This window comes from Olleya sp. Ti.3.14 (assembly GCF_038154885.1).
In the GTDB taxonomy this organism is placed as follows: Bacteria; Bacteroidota; Bacteroidia; order Flavobacteriales; family Flavobacteriaceae; genus Olleya.
In genome coordinates, this window is sequence record NZ_JBAKAO010000006.1 from 1 (window position 1) to 21,573 (window position 21,573).

Genomic DNA, 21,573 nt, shown 5'->3' on the forward strand with positions numbered 1-21,573 from the left:
TAAAATTCTGAATTGGGTTACTGTGTACTTTATGTTAGCTAAAGACTATTAAAGTAAGCTTGAAATCAGTGGTTTTTATATTCGGTATTACACGTTTTGAATTGCGCGTTGTAATTGTAGGCAACGTGTTTGTATATGGTTTGTTGCGTGGTTTAAGCACCTAATTTAGCAAATGTAAACCGAATAGAAAATCCGCGAGGATTTTCGTAAGTAGGCTAGAACTAGCAATAAATTATATACGGTGTTGGCAAACGTTATTATTCCACTAACTTTATTATTCCATCATCTCCTTTGATGAAGGTACTTTTATTTTTATCAATAACTGTTCTTCCAGGACTCATTGCTCTTTTAAGTTCCACAATCTTTACAGATTTTTTGTCTTTTAAGAAAACGACTAAATCATAAAAATCAGAATATTCAATTCCGTTTTGTCTAATGTTTGTCAGATTTAAATTAAATTCTTTTTCTATTTCGTCCACTACAGAGTATGGTCCGAGAATAATTAAACTATCCCATTCAAAATCGGTGACTTTAGCAAAATCGACTGTTCCATTTTCAGAGTTCAGTTCCGTTTCAATTTTTTCAGCTAGTTTCTTATCATTTTCAAGTTGAAATAAATATCCGCAAGATGTGAGGAAGAAAAATAAAATTCCAATTCCGATTATTTTTTTCATAAGTATGTTATCAAATGTTTGCCAACGTTGTTGTATATGGTTTGTTGCGTGTTTCAAGCAACTAATTTAGTAAATAATTACCGACCAAGAAAGTCCGCGAGGACTTTCGCAAGTAGGCAAAAAGCCAGCAATAAATTATATACGGTGTTACCACACGTTTTTTTCTTTCGGTGTTGATTTATATTCACTATTCGCACTTTTCATAATTTTCCTTTCAAATATTTTCGGAAAGTATTTCATTATTATTTTTGACTTAAACTTTGTGAATTCACTAACATTTCGGTCAGTTTTTTTCCACATATTTTCAGCCTCTTTTTCAGTCAGTATTTTTTCAATTCCGTTTTTAGTGTCAATTTTTATTAATGGAAATTCAGGTTGATTTTCTCCACAAAGAGTTATTTCTTTATTGAGTTTCTTACTCACTGATTTCATAAATTCCAAAATCAAATTCAGTTCATTAATTGACTTTATTTCACTCGGACTTATATCGAATTCAATTTGATCTTCAAGAAAGAAATGACAAACAATTAAAACTCCATTTAAGTCAATTCTCGCAAACTTGATTTTTAATTCTCCAGTTTCGTCAGCGAAAGTTTTTTTAACATAATCTAAATCAATTTGGCTTGAAAAATTTTCCTCGTTATTTCCGTAAAAAATTTTATATTCCGAGTTTAATAATTCAATAAGTTTTTCCCAATCAGAAACCTCAATATTTTGGACATAAATATCCCTTAAAGTTCCATCTTTTTCAAAAATCCATTTTATGTTTTTCCAATTTCTCAATGTGCTCTCTAATGTGTGGTAACGTTATTGTATATGGTTTGTTGCGTGTTTCTAGCAACTAATTTAGTAAATAATTACCGACCAAGAAAGTCCGCGAGGACTTTCGCGAGTAGGCAAGGAGCCAGCAATAAATTATATACGGTGTTGCCCGTAGTTTTTATTTTTCAATTTCAAAATATTTCATTAATTCTATATAATTATTTTGTGCCGATAGACAGGTGTCAATCAAATAACCTTTTATTTTTGTATATTCAAATAGACCTCTGTAATAGAAAAATTTAAATTCATCTTCAATTATAAAAGGAACAATGTTATTTTTTAAACATTCTTTAAACATTATTAGCCTTCCAACTCTTCCATTTCCATCTTGAAAAGGATGTATTGTCTCAAATTCATAATGAAAATTTATAATATCAAAAACCTCAAAATTAATTTTTTCGTTATAACTTTTTAATAATTTACGAATATCATTTTCTACCTCACTTGGTTTAGAAGTTTCAATTCCACCAACAATATTTGGTTTTAATTTATATGCTCCAACATTGAACCATTCTTTTTTTGCGTCAGAAGTATTTAATTTTAAAATTTTATGAAACTCTTTAATGTGTTCTTCTGATAAAGGTTCTTTTGCTATTTTAAGCATATAATCGAAACATTGAAAGTGATTTACAGTTTCAATAATATCGTCAATATTTGCTGTATTTTCTCCTTTTTCTGTAAATAAGGTATTTGTTTCATAAATATATCTTGTTTGTTCTTCAGATAATTTACTGCCTTCAATTCTGTTTGTATTATAAGTAAGTCTTACTTGAGTTTTGTGGTAAATTCCACCTTTTAGATTGCTTGATTTTTCTTCTTGTAGTGTTTCTAAAAGTTTCATTTTTTTATTAATTTCTATTAACGAAGATACTTTTTTCTTTTCATTCTTTTCTCAGATTGTTGCTTTTAAATTACGGGCAACAATTGAATAAACTCCCAAGGGAGTTTATTCCTATTATATATACCTACAAATCTAACGGATTTTTTATTAAGTTAAAAGTATTTGTGGCAACATGAGTGTAAATTTCTGTGGTTTTTGACGAGTTATGGCCAAGTAGTATCTGTATGTATCTTAAATCTGTGCCAGATTCCAGGAGGTGCGTTGCAAAACTATGTCTTAACACATGCGGAGAAACTTTAACTTTTATTCCTGCTTTTACACCTGCATTACTTACAATTTTGTAAACACTATTTGCATTATATTTTTGACCTCTAACACCTTCAAATAGATAGTCTTTTGGTTGGTATTGCTTAAAATATTGTCTTAAATCTTGTAATATGCTATGGGATAATAACGTGTAGCGATCTTTATTTCCTTTGGATCCTAAAACTTTTATTACCATACGCTTGCTATCAATGTCTTTTGGTTTTAAACTTAATAATTCGCTTCGACGTAATCCAGCCGAATAGAGTAAGCTTACAATACATTTATGTTTTAAGTTGTTTGTGGATTCAATGATTTTTAATACTTCTATTTTGGATAATACAATTGGTAATTTGGCTTCTTTCCTTGGTCTTTCAATTGCATAAAACCGGTTTGGCATGCCTAAAACAACTTCATAATAAAACTTTATACTATTAATAGCTTGATTAATGTAGGAGTTGGAGTGCTTGCTCTGTATTAACACTTGTATGTAGTTGCGTATGTCTACTTCATTTAAGCTATCTATATCTTTGTTTTTATGGTAGTTTATAAATCTTTCAAAACAAGACACGTAGGATTTTACTGTGTTATTAGCGTATCTTTTTAATTCTAATTTTTGAAAATAAGATTCTGGACACGATTTTAAATTTTCGGGTAAGTCTCGTTTTCTGTACCATTCTACATTAAATTCTTCATCCAATTGTTTGGATTTGGTAGTCTGAAAGAAGTATTTTCCATTAATCCAGGCAACACCTCTAAATAAATCAAATATTGCACTTAAGTTATTTGTTGTGTTTTCAATATAATGCATATTAAACTCGTCTGTCCATTGTAAATCTGGTAATTCTTTTATTAAAGAATTTAATACCTTATCAGAGTAAAATTGTAGTCCAATAAATTTTTTATTATCTATTAAAAGATGTTTTAGTGTAATATGTTTTTTTAGTTCCATAGCCAATATTACTTTTATTTATGTAAATAGTTGTATATTAAACGTTTAATAAACGTATAAATAACTGCTATATATTCTGTTTTATGGAAAAAAGCAAAACATGTCTGTCTTGTAATAAAGAGGTGTCAGGACGATCGGATAAAAAATTTTGTGATGCTTATTGCAAAAGCTCTTTTCATTATCAAAAAATGATAGAGGATACACCTAAATTTTATAGTCGTGTAGACAAACAATTAAAGCTAAATAGGCGTATTCTAAAAATTTATAATAAAGCAGGAAAAGTTACAGTTAGAACTAACGTATTATTGGATTTAGGTTTTGATCCAAATTTTTTTACCCATTACTGGAAAAACAATAAAGACGAGGTGTATTTGTTTGTTTACGAGTTTGGTTTTATGAAAAAAAAGGAGAGCGGAATAGAGAAGTACGTATTGGTAAAATGGCAGGATTATATGCTTAAAAAGTAACTGTAGTATAAAATTATATAGTATATAAATAGCGTTTAAACAAAAAAAAAGCCTCGCAATTTGCGAGGCTTTTTTTAGCAATTAAGTCTTATTTTAAAGTAATAGGAAACTCTACAACAGTAGTATCCCATCCAATTTTTAAGTGTACTGTGTTTTTAGATGCTTCGTATAACGCGATAGACAGGTTTTCAATTTCTGTATCACTTTCAGTAACAGCTACGCTTACACTAGCAACATCTTTACTAGCGTCATAACCGTAATTTCCCCAACCATCTAAACCAGTATTTAGTTTAAGTGTCCACTCGTTAGCAGTAGGGATGATTATTATAGAATATCTTCCAGCTTTTACCGTTTTTCCGCCAACAGTAACATCGTTTAAAAATAATATCTCAGTAGACTCATTAGCACCAACTCGCCATGCTTCTCCAAATTTTAATAAACCTCCAAAAATGTCTCTCCCTTTTTTTGCAGGTCTAGAGTAAGTTACTCTAATTTGTGGCTCCATTGCGGCTTGCTTAGCTTCATCTTTTTCAAACGCTCGTTTTGGTGCGTTTTCTGGATAATAGGCACGATCCATTGGGCTTTTGTCCATTTTAGCAAATTCTTGTGCATTGACAGTCGTTCCTGTTAATACAACTGCGATAATAAATAGTAATTTTTTCATTTTAGTTTTTGTTTAAATTAATTATGTTCTCGGTTTTTATTTCTGAAAGTCTTGTAAGCGCATCAGCTTCATATAATCTAGGTAGCGTTTGTAATGCTGTACCAACATCTGCTTTATAATTTATATAATCCTGAAACGTTATGCCATCAATAACACGACTGTTATAAGCGCTTCTAAATCTTACACCACCTTCATTGACATGATAACTGTAAGCTAAATAGTCAATTTTATTAGTGTCCTTATTTATCCAATAAAAAAACTGGTCGTCAAAGTCTTGTCCACCACCTGCTTCATTAAAAGTAATTTGTATGACTGCATAGTCTTTGTTTTTTATAGTAGTAGCTTCAATATAACTAGCGTTAACAGCAGGATCATTTAATTTGTAAGGTAACATAGCAAAATAAATAACCGAGTTTATCGCTCCTGAGCCATCCACAATTTCCTTTTCCGTTAGTGTAACTTCTTTATTATTTACAAGTCTTGAAAATGTGGTGTTAGTCAACATATCTTGGATCGTATCGTTGTCCTTTATATACGTTTTAGTGTACTTATAATTAGAGCCTTCATTTTTAAATTGATACTGCTTGTCTCTAAAAGTAAAACCATAATGTGCAGTCTGGTATAAATCGCCACCATGAGCCAAAATAGTTTTATTTATAATTTGCTCTGCTTTACTAAGGGTAGTTGTAGCTACAATTGTACTATCTATATCTGTTGTGGTTTTGCTAGTATTATCATCTTTACAAGAGGTAATTAGCACTAATAGCAGTAAAAAAATAACAGGTCTTACAATGGTCATTGGTTAATTTTTAGATGAAATTACAATTTTTGTCGTTTTAAAAACAAGACCTTTCAGTTAATTAGTAAAACTTTATGACAGCTTCCACCTTGGATATGTAATACTAAGTGTTTAAAATTTACTTAAAAATTTTACTTTTGTAACATGGTAGATAATTTTGAAAACGAATATTTTGGTATAGGTATCCAAAACGGAAAAACACCAGAAAACTTAGGTGTCCTTTGGCGTACTGCACAAAATTTAGGCGCAAGCTATATTTTTACAATTGGTAATAGATATGCTAAACAAGCTTGCGATACGCATAATGCAGTCAAGTCAATGCCATATTTTCATTATGATACTTTTCAGGATTTTTATGATAACATCCCTAAAGGTGCGCGATTAGTAGGTGTAGAGCTGGATGATGCAGCAGTGGATCTAGAAACCTTCCATCATCCTAGACGTTGTGTCTATTTATTAGGTGCAGAGGATCATGGATTATCTAAACAAGCGATAGAAAAAAGCCATTTTTTGGTTAAATTTAAGTCGCAATTAAGCTTAAATGTATCTGTTGCAGGAAGTATTGTGATGTATGATAGAGGAATAAACAAACCAAGGTCGTAACTTTGCGGTCTATTAAATAAGATTAAGATGGCACATAAAGCAGGTTTTGTAAATATTATTGGTAACCCAAACGTAGGTAAGTCAACACTTATGAATGCCTTTGTAGGCGAAAAATTGTCCATTATTACCTCTAAGGCACAAACCACAAGACACAGGATTTTAGGGATTGTTAATGGTGAAGATTTTCAGGTGATACTAAGTGATACACCAGGAATTATAAAACCAGCTTACGAGCTGCAAGCCTCTATGATGGATTTTGTTAAGTCTGCTTTTGATGATGCAGATATCCTTATTTATATGGTCGAGATTGGTGAAAAAGAATTAAAAGATGAAGCGTTTTTTAATAAAATTACCAATGCTAAAATTCCGGTGTTACTGTTACTAAACAAAATAGATAAATCTAATCAAGAGCAGTTAGAAGAGCAAGTGCAATCTTGGTCTACTAAAGTTCCAAATGCAGAGATTATTGCTATTTCGGCTTTAGAAGGGTTTAATGTAAAAGAGGTTTTTGATCGTATTATCGAATTATTGCCAGAATCACCAGCCTTTTATCCAAAGGATCAATTAACAGACAAGCCAGAACGCTTTTTTATAAACGAAACCATTCGTGAAAAAATCTTAATGCATTATAAAAAGGAAATCCCTTATGCAGTAGAGATTGATACGGAAGAGTTTTTTGAAGAAGACCAAATAATTAGAGTAAGATCTGTAATTATGGTGGAGCGCGAAACCCAAAAAGGGATTATTATTGGACATAAAGGAAGCGCTTTAAAACGTGTAGGTGTAGAGGCTAGAAAGGATCTAGAAAAATTCTTTGGTAAGCAAATTCACTTAGAGCTTTATGTAAAAGTTAATAAAAATTGGAGAAGCAATCAACGTCAGTTAAAACGTTTTGGTTACAATCAGTAGCATATTTTAATGTAATCGTTGCTTTGACTTAACTTTAGGTTAAACTTGATGTTTCACTTTTATGGTTTATAAAAAAACCAACTAAAAATGAAACATTTAAAAAAGTCAGTACTATTATTTTCAGTCTTAACATTATTCCATTGTGCAAACGATGATGACGCTTCAGTAGATTTACCAACAGTAAATACAGCAGTTAATTTTACTTATAAAACCACAATTAATGTTGGAGGTGAGGCTGCTGCCGAAATTTCTGCATATGATAAAACAACAAAAAAGTTGTTTGTTACTAATGCCGAAAGTAATGAGATTTCTATTTACAACCTTTCAGATTTAGAACTACCAATGCAAGAAGCATCCATTAGCTTAAGTGGTTTTGGTGCACCTAATAGTGTAGCAGTTTTTGATGGTAAGTTAGCAGTAGCTGTTGAGGCTTCAATTAAACAAAATCCAGGACAAATAAGAGTGTATAATACCGCTGATGCCTCTTTAAATAATACCTATACAGTTGGTGCGTTACCAGATATGGTTACGTTTTCTAAAGATGGTAATTTTATTTTATCAGCTAATGAAGGCGAGCCAAATGCAAATTATACCAACGATCCCATGGGAACGGTAAGTATTATCGATTTAAATAATAACACAGTTACCACTTTAGATTTTACAAGTTTTAATAGCCAAGAGGCTGCTTTGGAGGCCAATCATTTTAGAGTAACAGGATTAAATGCAGATCTAGCAAAAGACGTCGAGCCAGAATATATTACAGTATCTGAAGACTCGCAGACAGGTTGGGTATCGCTTCAAGAAAATAACGGAATTGCAAAAATTAACCTGTTAACAAAAACCATTGAAGCTATTTTTCCTTTAGGTTATAAAGACCACATGTTACCTCAAAATAGTTTGGATGCTAGTAATGAGGATGGCGTAACCCAACTAAAAAATTGGCCAGTTAGAGGTTTGTACCAACCAGATGCTATTGTATCTGTTAGAATAAACGGAACAGATTATGTAATTTCTGCTAATGAAGGTGATGCAAGAGAATATGAAGGTACTCCTGGATTTATAGACATTGACAGAGTTAAAGATTTGACTTTAGATGCTACAATGTTTCCAGTGTCAGAGGATTATCAAAATGAAGCAAATTTAGGTCGTCTAAATGTGATGTTGACAGAAGGCGATATTGATAACGATGGTGATTATGACTATTTGTATAGTTATGGTGCACGTTCGTTTTCTATCTGGAGTGCAAATGGTGCTTTAGTGTATGATAGTGGTAATAGTATTGCAATGCAAACTTTAGCAGCTACACCAGAAACTTTTAATGATGAGGATAAACGAAGTGATGATAAAGGTGCAGAACCAGAAAGTGTTGAAGTTTTAAATATTGGTAACCAACGTTATATTTTATTTGTTGGTTTAGAGCGTACAGACCAAATTATGGTGTATGATATTACTAATCCAAATGCACCTGTGTTTTTATCCATTTTATCACATGCTGGTGACGAGGCTCCAGAAGGTCTGTTAGTTATTCCTGCAGCAGATAGTCCAACAGGAAAAGACTTGCTAGTTGTGTCTAACGAGGATAGTGGTACAGTATCATTTTACGAAAATCAACAATAAGATATATAAGATATAATCGAATTTTTAAAAAAAAGCTTCAGTGTGTACTGAAGCTTTTTTTTATTCATCTAAAACACTACTCATAAACGTGTAAAGTGCTGTCATTTCTTTTTGGTTGGACGTTTTGCTTAAACGACCAGAAAAATATAACAAAAACCATAGTATAATCATACCAATTAGTCCCCAAACTTGTAATTGATAGTCTACTTTTAAGGCATAATTGGAGTAAGCCCAAATACAAAATGCTATAAATAATCCAGCGACTAAAAAATGTAAAAACATAAATAATGTCCAAACCGTAGGATTAGGACCAAAAAGCCCATACAATTGACTTTTGTTGTTTTCTAGATCATTTATCTCTAAATGTAATTGTGGTGACCAAAATTGTTGTTGCGCTTTTGGTAATTTAATAAACACATGATCATCCACTCTAGACACAATAAATTGCTTCTGGTCCAGTCGTTTAGCTTCAAAAGCTTCTAAAACAGACGTATGTGATCTATCTAATTCTATCTTAAATCGTGGACGCAGCACGACTTCATTTAAATTTTCGTTCATAATTATCTCATAATGAAAGTAAAATACTATTTTTTCTCAAACTAAACACTACCTTTGCACTCGCTTACAGGATATGTAATGCATAAAAAAACAAAGATATGGGTAATATAGTAGCTATTGTAGGAAGACCAAATGTTGGTAAATCAACTTTTTTTAATCGTTTAATTCAACGTCGTGAGGCAATTGTAGATGCTGTTAGTGGTGTTACAAGAGATAGACATTATGGTAAAAGTGATTGGAACGGAAAAGAATTTTCGTTAATCGATACAGGAGGATATGTAAAAGGAAGTGATGATGTTTTTGAAGCAGAAATCGATAAACAAGTTGTTTTAGCTATTGAAGAAGCAGATGCCATTATTTTTATGGTAAATGTGGAAGATGGTGTAACAGGAATGGATGAGGATGTTGCAAGATTACTGCGTAAAGTTACAAAACCTGTCTTTTTAGTAGTTAATAAAGTAGATAATGGTAAGCGTGAAGAAGACGCTGTCGAGTTTTATAACTTAGGACTTGGTGAATACCACACTATTGCTAGTATTAACGGAAGTGGTACAGGAGATTTATTAGATGCTTTAGTAGCAGCATTACCAGAAGTAGAAGAGGAGGAAGAGGAAGTAGATGCTATACCACGTTTTGCAGTAGTTGGTCGTCCTAATGCAGGAAAATCATCGTTTATAAACGCCTTAATTGGTGAAGATAGATATATTGTTACAGATATAGCTGGTACAACCAGAGACTCTATTGATACAAAATATAACCGTTTTGGATTTGAATTTAATCTAGTAGATACTGCTGGAATTAGAAAAAAATCTAAGGTAAAAGAAGACTTAGAGTTTTACTCTGTAATGCGAAGCGTACGTGCTATCGAGCATTCTGACGTTTGTCTTTTAGTAGTTGATGCTACCAGAGGATTTGATGGACAAGTACAAAATATATTTTGGTTAGCACAACGTAACAGAAAAGGTATTGTAGTGCTAATTAACAAATGGGATTTAGTAGAAAAAGACCACAAGTCAACTATTGAATTTGAAAAATACATTAAAACACAATTAGAGCCTTTTACTGATGTGCCAATTGTATTTATTTCGGTATTAACTAAGCAACGTATTTATAAAGCTATTGAAACTGCTGTTGAGGTGTACCAAAACCGATCTAAACGTATCAAAACTAGCGAGCTTAATGAGACTTTATTACCTATTATAGATAATTATCCACCACCAGCTTATAAAGGTAAATTTGTTAAAATTAAATACGTAATGCAATTGCCAACACCACAACCGCAATTTGCTTTTTTCTGTAACTTACCACAATATGTGCGTGAAGGATACAAGCGTTATTTAGAAAACAAATTACGTGAGTTGTATGACTTTAAAGGTGTGCCAATTAGCGTTTACATGCGTAAAAAATAATTTTAAGTAAATTTTAAGTTTCTTTTAAGACTAAAGATAATTTTACAAGGTTACTTTCGTTTTTGTAAAAAATAAAAAGCTGCTAATCAGGCTTTATAACATCAACCAAAAACCAATGCGTAACCTGTTCATCATCAGTGCACTTTTGTGTACCATTTTTTCATTTAGTCAATCCAAAGAATTTAATATTAAAGGTCAGGTGTTTGATGACTTAGATCAAACACCTTTAGAAGCCGCAACTGTATATCTAGAGCGTGTCAAGGATAGTAGTTTAGTAACTTATACTATTACAGATAAAGATGGGTCTTTTAGCTTAGAAGATGCTAGCGCATTAGAAAGTTTAAACCTACTAGTGTCTTATGTAGGTTACCAATCTTACAAGAAAAAAATAGATATTACTAAAGGCGGAACTATTGATTTAGGTAAAATTAATTTGCAAATTAGTAATGCCTTAGATGAGGTAGTTATCAAGTCTTCAGCTCCTGTAACTATTAAAAAAGATACTTTAGAGTTTAATGTAAATTCATTTAAAACCAAAAAAGACGCAACCGTAGAGGATTTACTAAAACAACTACCAGGCGTCGAAATTGACGAAGAAGGTAAGATTAAAGTTAACGGTAAAGAGGTTAATAAAATATTGGTAAATGGTAAACCCTTTTTTGGAAACGATCCTTCTATTACAATAAAAAACTTAACTAAAGAGATTATTGAAAAAATCCAAGTTGTTGATACCAAAACAAAAAGTGAAGCCTTTACAGGAGAAGAAGGAGATAAAGAAAACAAAACCATAAACTTAACCATAAAAGAAGAAAACAATAAAGGTGTTTTTGGACGTGTTGCAGCTGGAGTTGGTACAGATAAAAGGTATGAGTTTGCCGGAATGTTTAATAGGTTTGACAACGACCAACGTATTAGCGTTTTGGTTGGAGGTAACAACATAAACTCGCCAGGATTTAGTTTTGGTGAAATCGAAAAAATGTTTGGTAGTGGTGGAAGCCGAAGTTGGGATAGCAATGGTTCTTTTAGTATTAACGGAAGACAATTTGGAGGTGGTCAAGGGATTACAACCTCTAAATTAGCAGGAGCCAATTATGCAGATGCTTTAAGCGAAAAAACAGAAGTTGCTGCAGATTATTTTTTCTCAAACAGTAACTCTGAAAACGAAACGTCTTCGCAAAGGGAAACTATTTTATCAGATTCTAGATATTTTTCTAATTCTAGATCTCGCTCAAATAACGATACACAAAGTCATACTGTAAATTCGGATTTTGAAATAAAAATCGATACCACATTTTTTATAAATATCAAACCATCTTTTGCTTACTCAAAAAGTACAACAGATTATACTAGCCAAGACGAAACTTTAGATGAAGATAGAACATTAACTAACCAATCCTCACTATCATCCTTTGTAGATAATCGCGTTAAAAACTTTTCAAATGAAATTAGTGTCACTAAAAAGTTTGGTACTAAAGGTGCCTTTTTAAGATTTGGTTTGGACAACAGTTTTAATAATAGCGAAAGTGAAGACTTTATAAATTCTAATACCGAAGTGTTTGGATCAAGTCCAGAAACTATTAACCGAAACCAATTTACTGATGGTGATAACTCAAGCAACAATTTACAAACTGACATAAGCTATAGATTGCCAATTATTGAAAAAGAATTTTTTGTAAGTTTTGATTATGAATACCAACGTAATAAAGACGAAAACAAACAAAGTACCTTTGATTACAACTCTGGTACAGATAATTATGATGCTTTTAATGAACTGTTAAGTACAGATTTTGAATACACAGATATTAAGAGTGCTCCTGGAGTAAGTTTAAGCTATCGTAAAGAAAAATGGTCTGCAAGACTAGGTGCAGATTATGTGTCTAGAACATTAAAAAATCAAGATGGATTAAGACCGCAATTTAATGTTGAAAGAGATTTTAAAGCAGTCGAGCTAAGGTCTAATTTTAACTATAGATTTAGTAAAAAGGCTTCTATTTATGCCAATTATAGGTTGTCTAACAGACCACCATCTTTAAGACAATTACAAGCGTTTGAAGACGTGTCCAATCCATTAAATACAGTTGTTGGTAATCCTAATCTAGAGCCAACTAATGAGCATAGTTTTTACATGGGCTTTAATGCTTATAATTGGCAAGAACGTTCTGGTTTTTACATGTATGCTAATATTTCTAGAAGCCAAAATGCAGTCGTGTCTAGAACAACAATTGATCCAGCAACTTTAAAACGTATTACTACTTATGACAATGTAGACGGTAATCAAAGTGGGTATTTTGGATTGGATTATAGTAAAAAGTTTAAAATAGACTCTTTACAATCTGTAAGATTTAAAATTGGTAACTGGTCAAATTTTTCAAAAAATATAAACTATAATAACGATGTGCAATACGCAAGTAATGTATTGGTATTTAATCCAAACTTTGGGATTGATTATGTTTATAATACTATTTTTGAGTTTAAACCACGTTACCGTATTTCATTTACAAATAACAAATACGATATTGAAGCTTTTGAAGACAGAAACTTTACGTCTCATAATTTAGATTTAAATACTGCATTTTTTCTTCCAAAAGGTTTAGAATGGCGAAATGATATTACCTATAATTATAATCCTAACATCGCAGATGGTTTTCAAAAAGATGCTTGGTTTTGGAATGCTAGTGTAGCGTATTCAGTATTAAAAGATAAAGGGTTAGTTACGCTAAAAGTTTATGATTTATTAAATCAAAATACCAACGCAAGACGTACAGCTACTAACGACTATATACAGGATACGCAAAGTACTGTATTACGTCAATACTTTATGCTTAACTTTAGTTGGAAGTTTAACAGTTTAGGATCTAAGGGAGAAACTAGAGATAATGGTATGTATTACATGGATTAATTAATCCATAACCTACATAAAGTCTATAATAAAAAAAGCAGCTTACCTTAAAACGTAAGCTGCTTTTGTGTTGTATAATATGTGATTAATTAATGTGGATTGTTAATAATGGTTTAGTATTTTTAGTTCATGCAGTTATTTTAATCCAAAGTGATTTATAGGACCATTTCCTTTTCCTAAAATTTTGTTTTTCCCATTAGCAATAGCCACGTTTATATATTCACAAGCTTGCTTAACAGCATATTCTAAGTCATCGTTTTTGCTTAAAAATGCAGCTATGCTTGAAGATAAACTACAACCAGTACCATGTGTATTATTTGTGTTTATTCTTGGGTTTTTAAACACAGATAATGTATCAGTTGAATAATTGTACAATACATCAAACATATCGTCTGAAGTATCTACTAAATGACCACCTTTTAATAATACAGATGTTTTAAACGTTAGGCCAATATCTTTTGCAGCAGTTTTAGTATTATTTGTATTAATTGCATATCCAATTAATGTTTCTGCCTCCTTGCTATTTGGTGTAATAAGTAATGCTTTTGGTAATAATTTTTTTAAGCAATCTATAGCTTGGTCTGTAATTAACTTGTCTCCTGATGTGGCTATCATAACAGGATCTATTACAACGTTTTTGGCATTGTATTGAGATAATTTTATACCAACTAACTCAATAACTTCACAAGAATGGAGCATGCCTATTTTTATGGCATCAAAATTAATGTCAGAAAACACAGCATCCAGTTGTTTTTCAATATGCAAAATAGGCATTGGATGTATATCAAAGACACCTTTTGTGTTTTGCGCTGTAGATGCAGTAATAACACTTGCTGCAAATGTACCACATGCCGAAATACTTTTAATGTCAGCCTGTATTCCTGCGCAACCACCAGAGTCACTACCTGCAATCGTTAATACACTTTTGTAGGGTGTTTTTATATTTTCCATGATTCTTTATTATAAGCACTATCCCAAAACATCCATTCTAATTTTGAAGCTTTTTCAAAAGCTTTATTCATGTTATTTAAACTTTCTTCTGATGCTTTAATGGTATGCTTGTTAGTTATTTCAATAGCGTTTTTAACTGAATTTGCAAACGCTTCACCTCCATAAGTGTTTATCCAAGCTTGGTAAGGATTATTATTTTTATTTGTTTGATTGGCTAAAATATAATCTCCTATTTGTTGGTAAATAGTAAAACATGGAAGCACAGCTGCAAGACCTTCTTCTAAAGATTTAGTATGTACCATACGCGATAAGTAACTTATATATAGTTCGCATGTAATTGAAGCTTCGTTTGTAATAGTTTTTTGATTAAGAAAATTTTGATGCAAGGCATTTTCTACATTTATGATTCCTGTGGCTGCATTCAAAAAAAACTGTGTATCATTTTCATCTAAACATTTTATACCTATTTGTGCTAGAATCTTTTTGTATTCTGATAAATAAATAGCGTCTTGATTTATATAAAAATAAAATACGTCTTTTGGAAGCGTTCCAGCCATAAGCTCTTGTATAAAATTATGTGCTTTTATTTGTTCTAAAATGTGTGCTGTTTTTAAATTTATTTTTTCGTACCAGTTTGACATATAATTTTTTTTAATTGTGCTGTTGCTTGTTTTGGATTGTCAGCTTGTGAAATAGCCGAAACTATTGCTATGCCATCAGATCCATTTTGTATTATACTTGCGGTGTTATTGTTGTTGATACCTCCAATACAAATAATGGGTTTATTGCATATTTTTTTTATTTCTTTTAAGCCTTCAATACCTAAAGGCAAGTCTAAATCTTTAGTTTTTGTGTTTGTATTAAAAATTGGAGATATACCAATATAATTCACGTCTAAATTGTTAGCTTCTAAAGCTTGTTTTACATTACTTACAGACCAACCTATAATTTTATTTTTTCCTAATAGCTTCCTAGCAATAGGAGCAGGCAAATCTTTTTGACCAATATGAATACCATCAGCATCTATGGCTAAAGCAATATCTATTCTGTCATTAATAATAAGTGGAATATTATATTTTAAACAAAGCTTATTAACAGCTAATGCTCGATTATAAAACGCTTTTGTATTTAGTTTTTTTTCTCTTAGTTGAACTATGCTCACGCCACCTTTTAAACTAGATTCTAAAATATTTAAAAACGCTGTATTATCCGTTATTCGTTCATCAGTAACATACATTAGAGAATAATCTTGCTGTTTCATTATTTATTAGAAATTTGGTATAAAGCATCAAGAAAATTTACTTGAAAAGTTCCAGTACCATGTGATATTTTATCAGCCATATTTCCAGCTTTTCCCATTAATTCCATTGCCATATGTGAAGCCACATGGTAGTTTGGGTTTACTGCTACACAAGATCCAATGATGCTAGTAGCAGTGCAACCCATTCCGGTAACTTTGGCCATAATAGGTTTTCCTTTGGTTACTTTATCAATAAGGTTTCCTGTAATAATATAATCTACAGCACCACTTATAACAATGGTACTATTTAATTTTTTGGAAAGCTTTTTAGCTGCATTTAATGCATTTTCTGAACTTATTGTACTATCAACACCTTTAGTCTTTTTGCTTAATTGAGTTAATGCTAAAATTTCTGATGCATTCCCTCTAATAACCGAAGGTTTGTATTTTTCTATAATGCTTAAAGCAGTTTCAGTTCTGTATGAAGAAGCGCCTACACCTACAGGGTCAAAAACAACTGGTATATTAAGTTGGTTTGCTTTTTTAATAGCTAATTCCATTGCTTCAACCCACTTTGGGCTTAATGTTCCCATATTAATTACTAAAGCTGAAGCAATGGAAGTAATCTCTTCGACCTCTTCAATTGCATGAGCCATTACTGGTGATGCGCCAATAGCAAGTAATGCATTGGCAGTAGTGTTCATTACGACATAGTTGGTGATGTTATGAACTAAAGGTGCCTGTGCTTTTAATTCATTTAAAATCTTGTTGAGTTGTTGTTTTTTAGACATAGTATTTATTGTCAATTTTTATAATAAAAAAAGCCACTTTCGTAGCTGCGAAAGTGGCTTGTATAATTATATATGCAATTATGTACAAGGCTCGTTTCCCTCCGCTGTTGTTAAACATATCAGGTTCATAGGGTATAATCTCAGCCATATTTGGGCACCCCTAACGATTTTGTAAAGTTACTTTTTTTGTTTGAATTTGTCTATATAGTTCATTTGTTAATTGATTAAATTGTTGAATATGATTTTATTCAACGTATACTTTTTGAGTGTATTCCATTATGTTTTTCAAAATGATTTTATTAACGCTTTCTTTATTAATAACGCCATTTTCATTATTTCTTTCCCAAAATTCATAAAGACTTTCTACTTCATCAGACAATAAAAAATAGTCATATTGATCTTTCTTAAATCTTTGAAGTTCCTCAAAATTGAATGTTCTTTTCTGTATCAAATTTCCGTTTTCAATCTCCAAATATTCAAATATTCCGTTTTCAGGTTCTTTGTCAAATTCTCCTCTAAATTCATCAATTCTTATAAGTCCAGAATACCATTCAAACTTGTTATTTGGAAATAATTCTTCTCGAAGTGATTGCATATTAAAATTTATGTCAGTCGACCAATCTAGTTCTTTAATTAGAAGCTTATTATTCTTGATTTCAAATATCGCAACGTATCCTCTCCACAAAGCACTACAACTTATTTCAAATTTAGGACGTTTTTCTGGATGTTGTCGAAAGTAGAGTTCTATTAGTTCAGTATTAAGATAATATTCTTGATTTTCATAAATTAGTTTATCTCTGATTTGACGTGTCATTTTTTAATTGTGCAAAACGTGTTTGTATATGGTTTGTTGCGTGTTTAATAAGTTATTTTTCTTTCCTCTATGAGAGATGGTTGGTTGTGCGTCTTAATTAATTTATAAATAACATTCCCTTTTTTATCATATTTATATTCTATTGTTGTAGTAGATTTTATAGTATCTGAATTTTTGAAAAATAGTTTTTCTCCATAAATATAATTATTTCTGTCGTCAAATTTTCTGTTAGTGTAAGAAGTGAAAAGTTTTTTTCCTTTCTTATACCAGTTTTGTTCATATTCATTCCCGTTTTTGTCATGCTTATGCTCAATGATATTTTTAATACTATTGTCGTCTAGATTGTAACTTGTAGATTTAATTATTCTACCTTTTTTATCGTGAATTATAAGTGTTTTATCTTTGAGTTTATTGTTTTTGTTATAACCAAAATCAACATAATCAATTTTGTTTGATGCGTATTTAAAAATTCTTTTTCTAGATAATTTATTGTTACTATAAAATTCAAATGTGCTTTTTTTGAAATTCTTATGTAACTTATAAATAGAAAGAATATTTTCAGTAGAATCTGTATAACAAACGCTTTTGATAGTAAGTTCTTTTTTATTAAATATTCGTTCACATTTTTTTCCGATTGTGTCTCCTTTAGAATTTATACTATAATCTTTGAATATTCTATTTTTTTTATCAAAGAATGAAATTTCTGAATATTTCATTTTTCCTTTTTTTAAGGTGTCATCAATTTCAATTACATCATAAAATGTGATTTGGATTTTCTTTGGATTGCCTATATATTTTTCTTCAAATCTACTTTTGTAATCAAAAGTTTTACAACTTGATACGGTTATTAAGATTAATAATATTAAATGGATTTTTCTCATTTTTGGAACAACGTTGATGTATATGGTTTGTTGCGTGATTTAAGTAACTAATTTAGTAAATAATAGCTAAATAAAAAGTCCTCACTAACTTTTATAAATAGGTGAGGACTTAGCAATAAATTATATACTGTTTTGAGGTAGTATTTATTTAGGCATCTACAAAAATTACTTGACCAGTAATAAACCCATCAACCGAGCGTTCAAAAGCTTTACCTACTAATTTTCCAGGAACTGGCTCAAAACCAGGCATCATTTCACCATAAACATCCCAAGCTTCTTCTAAAACAGTTGGGTTTATAGAGTTAACACGAATACCTCTTGGCATTTCAAATGCAACACATTTAACGAATGTATCAATTGCTCCACTTGTAGTTGCGTCTGCTATAGCAAATGGAATTGGTTTAACATTTAGAATTCCCGTAATTAATGTGAAAGAACCGTTATCTGCAATGTATTCTTGTCCTATACGAACAATATTGATTTGTCCCATCATTTTACTTAAAATGGTACTCATCCATTGTTCTTCTGTCATTTCTGTAAAATTTGCATATTCACATACACCAACAGTATTTACAACAGCATCAAAATGTCCTACGTCTTTGAAAAGCTTTCTTAAGGATTCTTCGCTAGTAATGTCAACTTGATAGTCATAGCTATCTGTAGAGCGTCCAGCAGTTATAACTTTGTGTTTTCCTAGACCTGTAAGAGCAGCTTGTCCCATTTTTCCGTTTGCTCCAATTAAAATTATTGTTTTCATATAATATCTGTTTTTAAATTATATGCAAATTTATGAAGCACTAAAGGTTTAGGAAGAGGACATTTGTCTAATACGTAATATTAGCCCTTATTCGACTAAGGTGACGTTGTGTAACGCCTAGGTAAGAAGCTATATAATGCAATGGAATTTCTTTGATATATTCGGGTTGTGTTGTAATTAAATCTAAATAGCGTTGCTGCGCTTTATCTTTTTGATGGTTAAATATCCATTTTTCTAATTCTACATATTCTTTTTCGGCAATAATTTTCAAAAAACGCAACCAATTACTATTTGATTTCGCTAAATTTTCTAACGATGCTTTTGGTATTGAAATTATTTCAGCATCTGTTAGAGCTTGAATATTTTCTTCAGATTTTTTTTGTGAAATAAATGAAGAATAAGCCATTAATAGTTTATTTGGAAAAGTGAAACAATAAGTGATTTCATCGTCATTATTTGAAAAATAATAGGAACGAAAAATTCCACTTTTTACAAAAGCTATAGAATTGCAAATTTCATTACTATTAATATATAAATCGCCCTTTTTTAATAAAATAGGTTGAGATAACTTCAAGAAATCATTAATCTCTATGTCTGTAAATAAATTAAATGATTTTAAATATTCGTTCATTTCTTTCTTTGATATTTGGTATGCTCAAATTACCGCTAATACAGATATATAAAACCGTTATAAAATATAATCTTACCAACCTCCAGAGGCGCCTCCACCTCCAAAGCCACCTCCACCGAAGCCTCCACCAAATCCACCTCCTCCTGATGAGCCTCCAAAACCACCTCCAAATCCTCCGGAACCGCTTCTGTAACCTCCACGTCCAGAGTTACTTAAAATGATCGCTTCTAAAATACTTCGTGTCGTGTTGCTACCACCTCCAAAGTTATCTGTACCATTACCACCTTTTTGGTTTTTAGATACAGATATTAGTATGATGACAAACACAATAAATAAAAAGAATATAAGTCCTATAGGGAAGTCTCCTGCATTGGTGCTCTGTCTAGAGCCTTGATATGCTCCAGTTAAGACTTCAAAAATAGCATCAGCACCACGATTTAAGCCTCCATAGTAATTATTTTGCTTAAAGTATGGGATTATATCTCTTTCTATAATACGACGTGACATAGCGTCTGTTAACAAATGCTCTACTCCATAACCTGTACTAATATTTATTTTACGGTCATCTCTAGCCAATAAAATAAATACACCATTATCTTCTTTTTCTTGACCAATTCCCCAAGCATGTGCCCATTGTGTGCCTAAATAATTAATGTATTCTCCATCAGTAGATGCTATTATGGCAACTACAATTTGTGTTGAGGTTGTATCAGAGTATTTTATTAATTTGTTTTCTAAAGTGCTTTTCTCACTTGCAGATAACAAATTTGCATAATCATAGACACTAGTTTGTCCACCTTTTGATAGGCTTGGCTTTTCTGGTATTTTAAATTGTGCAAAACTTGTGCTAAACGATAGTAACAGTAATAATGCAATTATTGGCATCGTATACTGTTTTATAGATTGCTTAAAAACTGCTAACCGTTGGTTTTTTAATTTCATCCTTTAGAGATCGTATTTGTCAACTGGTTAGTGTCATTGTCTTGGACTGGAAAATGGGTTTTTAGTTGTTGGCCAGCATGTAAAATACCATCTACTAACCCTTGTTTAAACTGACCATTTTTAAATTGATTTTGGATAATTAACTTGGTGTTGTCCCAAAAATCTTTAGTCACAACATCGTTAATACCCTTATCTCCATAAATTCCAAATTTGTGGTCGTTAACAGCAACGTAAATTAAAACACCATTTCTGTCTTTAGTATTATGCATTTTTAAAACAGAAAACACTTGTAATGCGCGACCTTCAAGGTTGTCATTACAAGTGTTTTCAATATGCACACGGATTTCTCCAGACGTATGGTCTTCTGCTATACGTATAGCCTCAACAATTTCTTGTTCTTCGGTAGTGGATAGAAAAGATTCTACGTCTTCAGGTATCATGTTTTTAGTCAAATTTAAATTCTACATCAGGTACGTTTTCAGATCCTGGATCAGCTTTATATCTAGCCATTTCTTTAAATCCAAACCATCCTGTTAATAAGCTGTTAGGGAATTTAGAAGTATAAATATCATATTTGTTTACTTCTTCATTATATCTATCTCTAGCAACATTTATTCGGTTTTCAGTACCTTCTTGTTGAGAGATAAATTCTTTAAACTGTTCTGTAGTTTTTAATTCTGGATATCTTTCAAAAGAGGCAATAAGTCTACTAAAAGATCCACTTAATTCACTCTGTGCTTTTTGAAAAGCTTCCATTTTTTCTGGAGTTAAATTACTAGCATCAATATTTACAGACGTAGCTTTAGCACGTGCTGCAATAACTTCGTTTAACGTTTTTCTTTCAAAGTCAGCAGATCCTTGAACCGTTTTAATTACACTACTATATAAATCATTACGTCTTTGGTAGGTGCTCTCTACATTAGACCATGCAGTTTTTGCATTAGCTTCTAAAGTTACTGCTGTATTGTTTATTCCTACTGCCCATTTGTATAAGCTAAAAGCAATTATTGCAATAATAATTACTGGTACAAGCCATTTTTTCATAATTG

Annotated in this window: 24 protein-coding genes and 1 riboswitch; of the genes, 6 read left to right on the top strand and 18 right to left on the bottom strand. The window is 31.3% G+C overall.

Features of this window, described 5'->3' with window-relative positions; translation table 11 throughout:
• Positions 1 to 257 precede the first annotated feature (257 nt).
• The 4 genes from V6251_RS09375 to xerA form a co-directional block, all read right to left on the bottom strand.
• Complete coding sequence (locus V6251_RS09375) at positions 258 to 731, bottom strand: hypothetical protein (protein ID WP_341588013.1); 474 nt, start codon at positions 729 to 731, stop codon at positions 258 to 260.
• A gap of 90 nt (positions 732 to 821) precedes the next feature.
• Positions 822 to 1,457, bottom strand: coding sequence for a hypothetical protein (locus tag V6251_RS09380; RefSeq protein ID WP_341588014.1), 636 nt, complete (start codon positions 1,455 to 1,457; stop codon positions 822 to 824).
• Positions 1,458 to 1,614: 157 nt separating this feature from the next.
• The gene (locus V6251_RS09385; RefSeq protein ID WP_341588015.1) at positions 1,615 to 2,337 is read right to left on the bottom strand and encodes a Fic family protein; all 723 of its coding nucleotides are present in this window, start codon (positions 2,335 to 2,337) and stop codon (positions 1,615 to 1,617) included.
• Positions 2,338 to 2,461: 124 nt separating this feature from the next.
• Complete coding sequence (gene xerA / locus V6251_RS09390; RefSeq protein ID WP_341588016.1) at positions 2,462 to 3,592, bottom strand: site-specific tyrosine recombinase/integron integrase; 1,131 nt, start codon at positions 3,590 to 3,592, stop codon at positions 2,462 to 2,464.
• Between the two features lie 83 nt (positions 3,593 to 3,675).
• Here xerA and V6251_RS09395 point away from each other — a divergent pair, with 83 nt between their 5' ends.
• Positions 3,676 to 4,059 (top strand): hypothetical protein, encoded by a 384-nt coding sequence (locus tag V6251_RS09395; RefSeq protein ID WP_341588017.1) that lies wholly within the window; start codon positions 3,676 to 3,678, stop codon positions 4,057 to 4,059.
• Between the two features lie 88 nt (positions 4,060 to 4,147).
• On the opposite strand, the gene V6251_RS09400 is transcribed toward V6251_RS09395, so the two are convergent.
• Together V6251_RS09400 and V6251_RS09405 are read right to left on the bottom strand one after the other, a co-directional pair.
• Positions 4,148 to 4,723 carry a DUF2911 domain-containing protein gene (locus V6251_RS09400; RefSeq protein WP_341588018.1) on the bottom strand — a complete coding sequence of 192 codons (576 nt, stop codon included), beginning with the start codon at positions 4,721 to 4,723 and terminating at the stop codon, positions 4,148 to 4,150.
• Between the two features lies 1 nt (position 4,724).
• Positions 4,725 to 5,522, bottom strand: coding sequence for a DUF6503 family protein (locus V6251_RS09405; protein WP_341588019.1), 798 nt, complete (start codon positions 5,520 to 5,522; stop codon positions 4,725 to 4,727).
• A gap of 144 nt (positions 5,523 to 5,666) precedes the next feature.
• On the opposite strand from V6251_RS09405, the gene V6251_RS09410 reads away from it, so the two are divergent.
• The 3 genes from V6251_RS09410 to V6251_RS09420 all read left to right on the top strand — a co-directional run bounded on the left by V6251_RS09410 (position 5,667) and on the right by V6251_RS09420 (position 8,651).
• Positions 5,667 to 6,125, top strand: a complete 459-nt coding sequence (locus V6251_RS09410) for an RNA methyltransferase (RefSeq protein ID WP_341588020.1) — start codon at positions 5,667 to 5,669, stop codon at positions 6,123 to 6,125.
• Positions 6,126 to 6,152: 27 nt separating this feature from the next.
• Positions 6,153 to 7,034 (top strand): GTPase Era, encoded by an 882-nt coding sequence (gene era, locus V6251_RS09415; RefSeq protein ID WP_341588021.1) that lies wholly within the window; start codon positions 6,153 to 6,155, stop codon positions 7,032 to 7,034.
• An 87-nt stretch (positions 7,035 to 7,121) separates the two neighbouring features.
• Positions 7,122 to 8,651: a choice-of-anchor I family protein gene (locus V6251_RS09420; protein ID WP_341588022.1), complete on the top strand. Its 1,530-nt coding sequence runs from the start codon at positions 7,122 to 7,124 to the stop codon at positions 8,649 to 8,651.
• A gap of 60 nt (positions 8,652 to 8,711) precedes the next feature.
• On the opposite strand, the gene V6251_RS09425 is transcribed toward V6251_RS09420, so the two are convergent.
• Positions 8,712 to 9,209 (bottom strand): GTP-binding protein, encoded by a 498-nt coding sequence (locus V6251_RS09425; RefSeq protein WP_341588023.1) that lies wholly within the window; start codon positions 9,207 to 9,209, stop codon positions 8,712 to 8,714.
• A 98-nt stretch (positions 9,210 to 9,307) separates the two neighbouring features.
• Here V6251_RS09425 and der point away from each other — a divergent pair, with 98 nt between their 5' ends.
• Positions 9,308 to 10,618, top strand: coding sequence for a ribosome biogenesis GTPase Der (gene der, locus V6251_RS09430; protein ID WP_145002996.1), 1,311 nt, complete (start codon positions 9,308 to 9,310; stop codon positions 10,616 to 10,618).
• Positions 10,619 to 10,733: 115 nt separating this feature from the next.
• Positions 10,734 to 13,517: a TonB-dependent receptor gene (locus V6251_RS09435; RefSeq protein ID WP_341588024.1), complete on the top strand. Its 2,784-nt coding sequence runs from the start codon at positions 10,734 to 10,736 to the stop codon at positions 13,515 to 13,517.
• Between the two features lie 135 nt (positions 13,518 to 13,652).
• Here V6251_RS09435 and thiD read toward each other — a convergent pair whose 3' ends face one another.
• The 11 genes from thiD to V6251_RS09490 form a co-directional block, all read right to left on the bottom strand.
• On the bottom strand, positions 13,653 to 14,468 hold the full coding sequence (gene thiD / locus V6251_RS09440) for a bifunctional hydroxymethylpyrimidine kinase/phosphomethylpyrimidine kinase (RefSeq protein WP_341588025.1): 816 nt from the start codon (positions 14,466 to 14,468) through the stop codon (positions 13,653 to 13,655).
• On the bottom strand, positions 14,456 to 15,109 hold the full coding sequence (gene tenA / locus V6251_RS09445) for a thiaminase II (RefSeq protein WP_341588026.1): 654 nt from the start codon (positions 15,107 to 15,109) through the stop codon (positions 14,456 to 14,458). Before tenA ends, thiD begins: the two co-directional genes overlap by 13 nt.
• A complete protein-coding gene (thiE, locus tag V6251_RS09450) occupies positions 15,085 to 15,729 on the bottom strand; it encodes a thiamine phosphate synthase (protein ID WP_341588027.1) in 645 nt (214 codons plus the stop codon). The genes tenA and thiE overlap by 25 nt, the downstream gene beginning before the upstream one ends.
• Complete coding sequence (gene thiM, locus V6251_RS09455; RefSeq protein ID WP_341588028.1) at positions 15,729 to 16,499, bottom strand: hydroxyethylthiazole kinase; 771 nt, start codon at positions 16,497 to 16,499, stop codon at positions 15,729 to 15,731. The genes thiE and thiM overlap by 1 nt, the downstream gene beginning before the upstream one ends.
• A 79-nt stretch (positions 16,500 to 16,578) precedes the next feature.
• Positions 16,579 to 16,671: riboswitch (TPP riboswitch) on the bottom strand.
• Positions 16,672 to 16,743: 72 nt separating this feature from the next.
• Positions 16,744 to 17,313 (bottom strand): hypothetical protein, encoded by a 570-nt coding sequence (locus tag V6251_RS09460; protein WP_341588029.1) that lies wholly within the window; start codon positions 17,311 to 17,313, stop codon positions 16,744 to 16,746.
• 44 nt (positions 17,314 to 17,357) lie between these two features.
• On the bottom strand, positions 17,358 to 18,194 hold the full coding sequence (locus tag V6251_RS09465; protein ID WP_341588030.1) for a hypothetical protein: 837 nt from the start codon (positions 18,192 to 18,194) through the stop codon (positions 17,358 to 17,360).
• Positions 18,195 to 18,342: 148 nt separating this feature from the next.
• Positions 18,343 to 18,951 (bottom strand): short chain dehydrogenase, encoded by a 609-nt coding sequence (locus V6251_RS09470; RefSeq protein ID WP_341588031.1) that lies wholly within the window; start codon positions 18,949 to 18,951, stop codon positions 18,343 to 18,345.
• A gap of 67 nt (positions 18,952 to 19,018) precedes the next feature.
• A complete protein-coding gene (locus tag V6251_RS09475) occupies positions 19,019 to 19,582 on the bottom strand; it encodes a Crp/Fnr family transcriptional regulator (protein WP_341588032.1) in 564 nt (187 codons plus the stop codon).
• 72 nt (positions 19,583 to 19,654) lie between these two features.
• Complete coding sequence (locus V6251_RS09480; protein WP_341588163.1) at positions 19,655 to 20,467, bottom strand: TPM domain-containing protein; 813 nt, start codon at positions 20,465 to 20,467, stop codon at positions 19,655 to 19,657.
• Positions 20,468 to 20,520: 53 nt separating this feature from the next.
• Positions 20,521 to 20,964 (bottom strand): TPM domain-containing protein, encoded by a 444-nt coding sequence (locus V6251_RS09485; RefSeq protein ID WP_145002969.1) that lies wholly within the window; start codon positions 20,962 to 20,964, stop codon positions 20,521 to 20,523.
• 4 nt (positions 20,965 to 20,968) lie between these two features.
• A complete protein-coding gene (locus tag V6251_RS09490; RefSeq protein WP_145002966.1) occupies positions 20,969 to 21,568 on the bottom strand; it encodes a LemA family protein in 600 nt (199 codons plus the stop codon).
• Between the last annotated feature and the right edge of the window lie 5 nt (positions 21,569 to 21,573).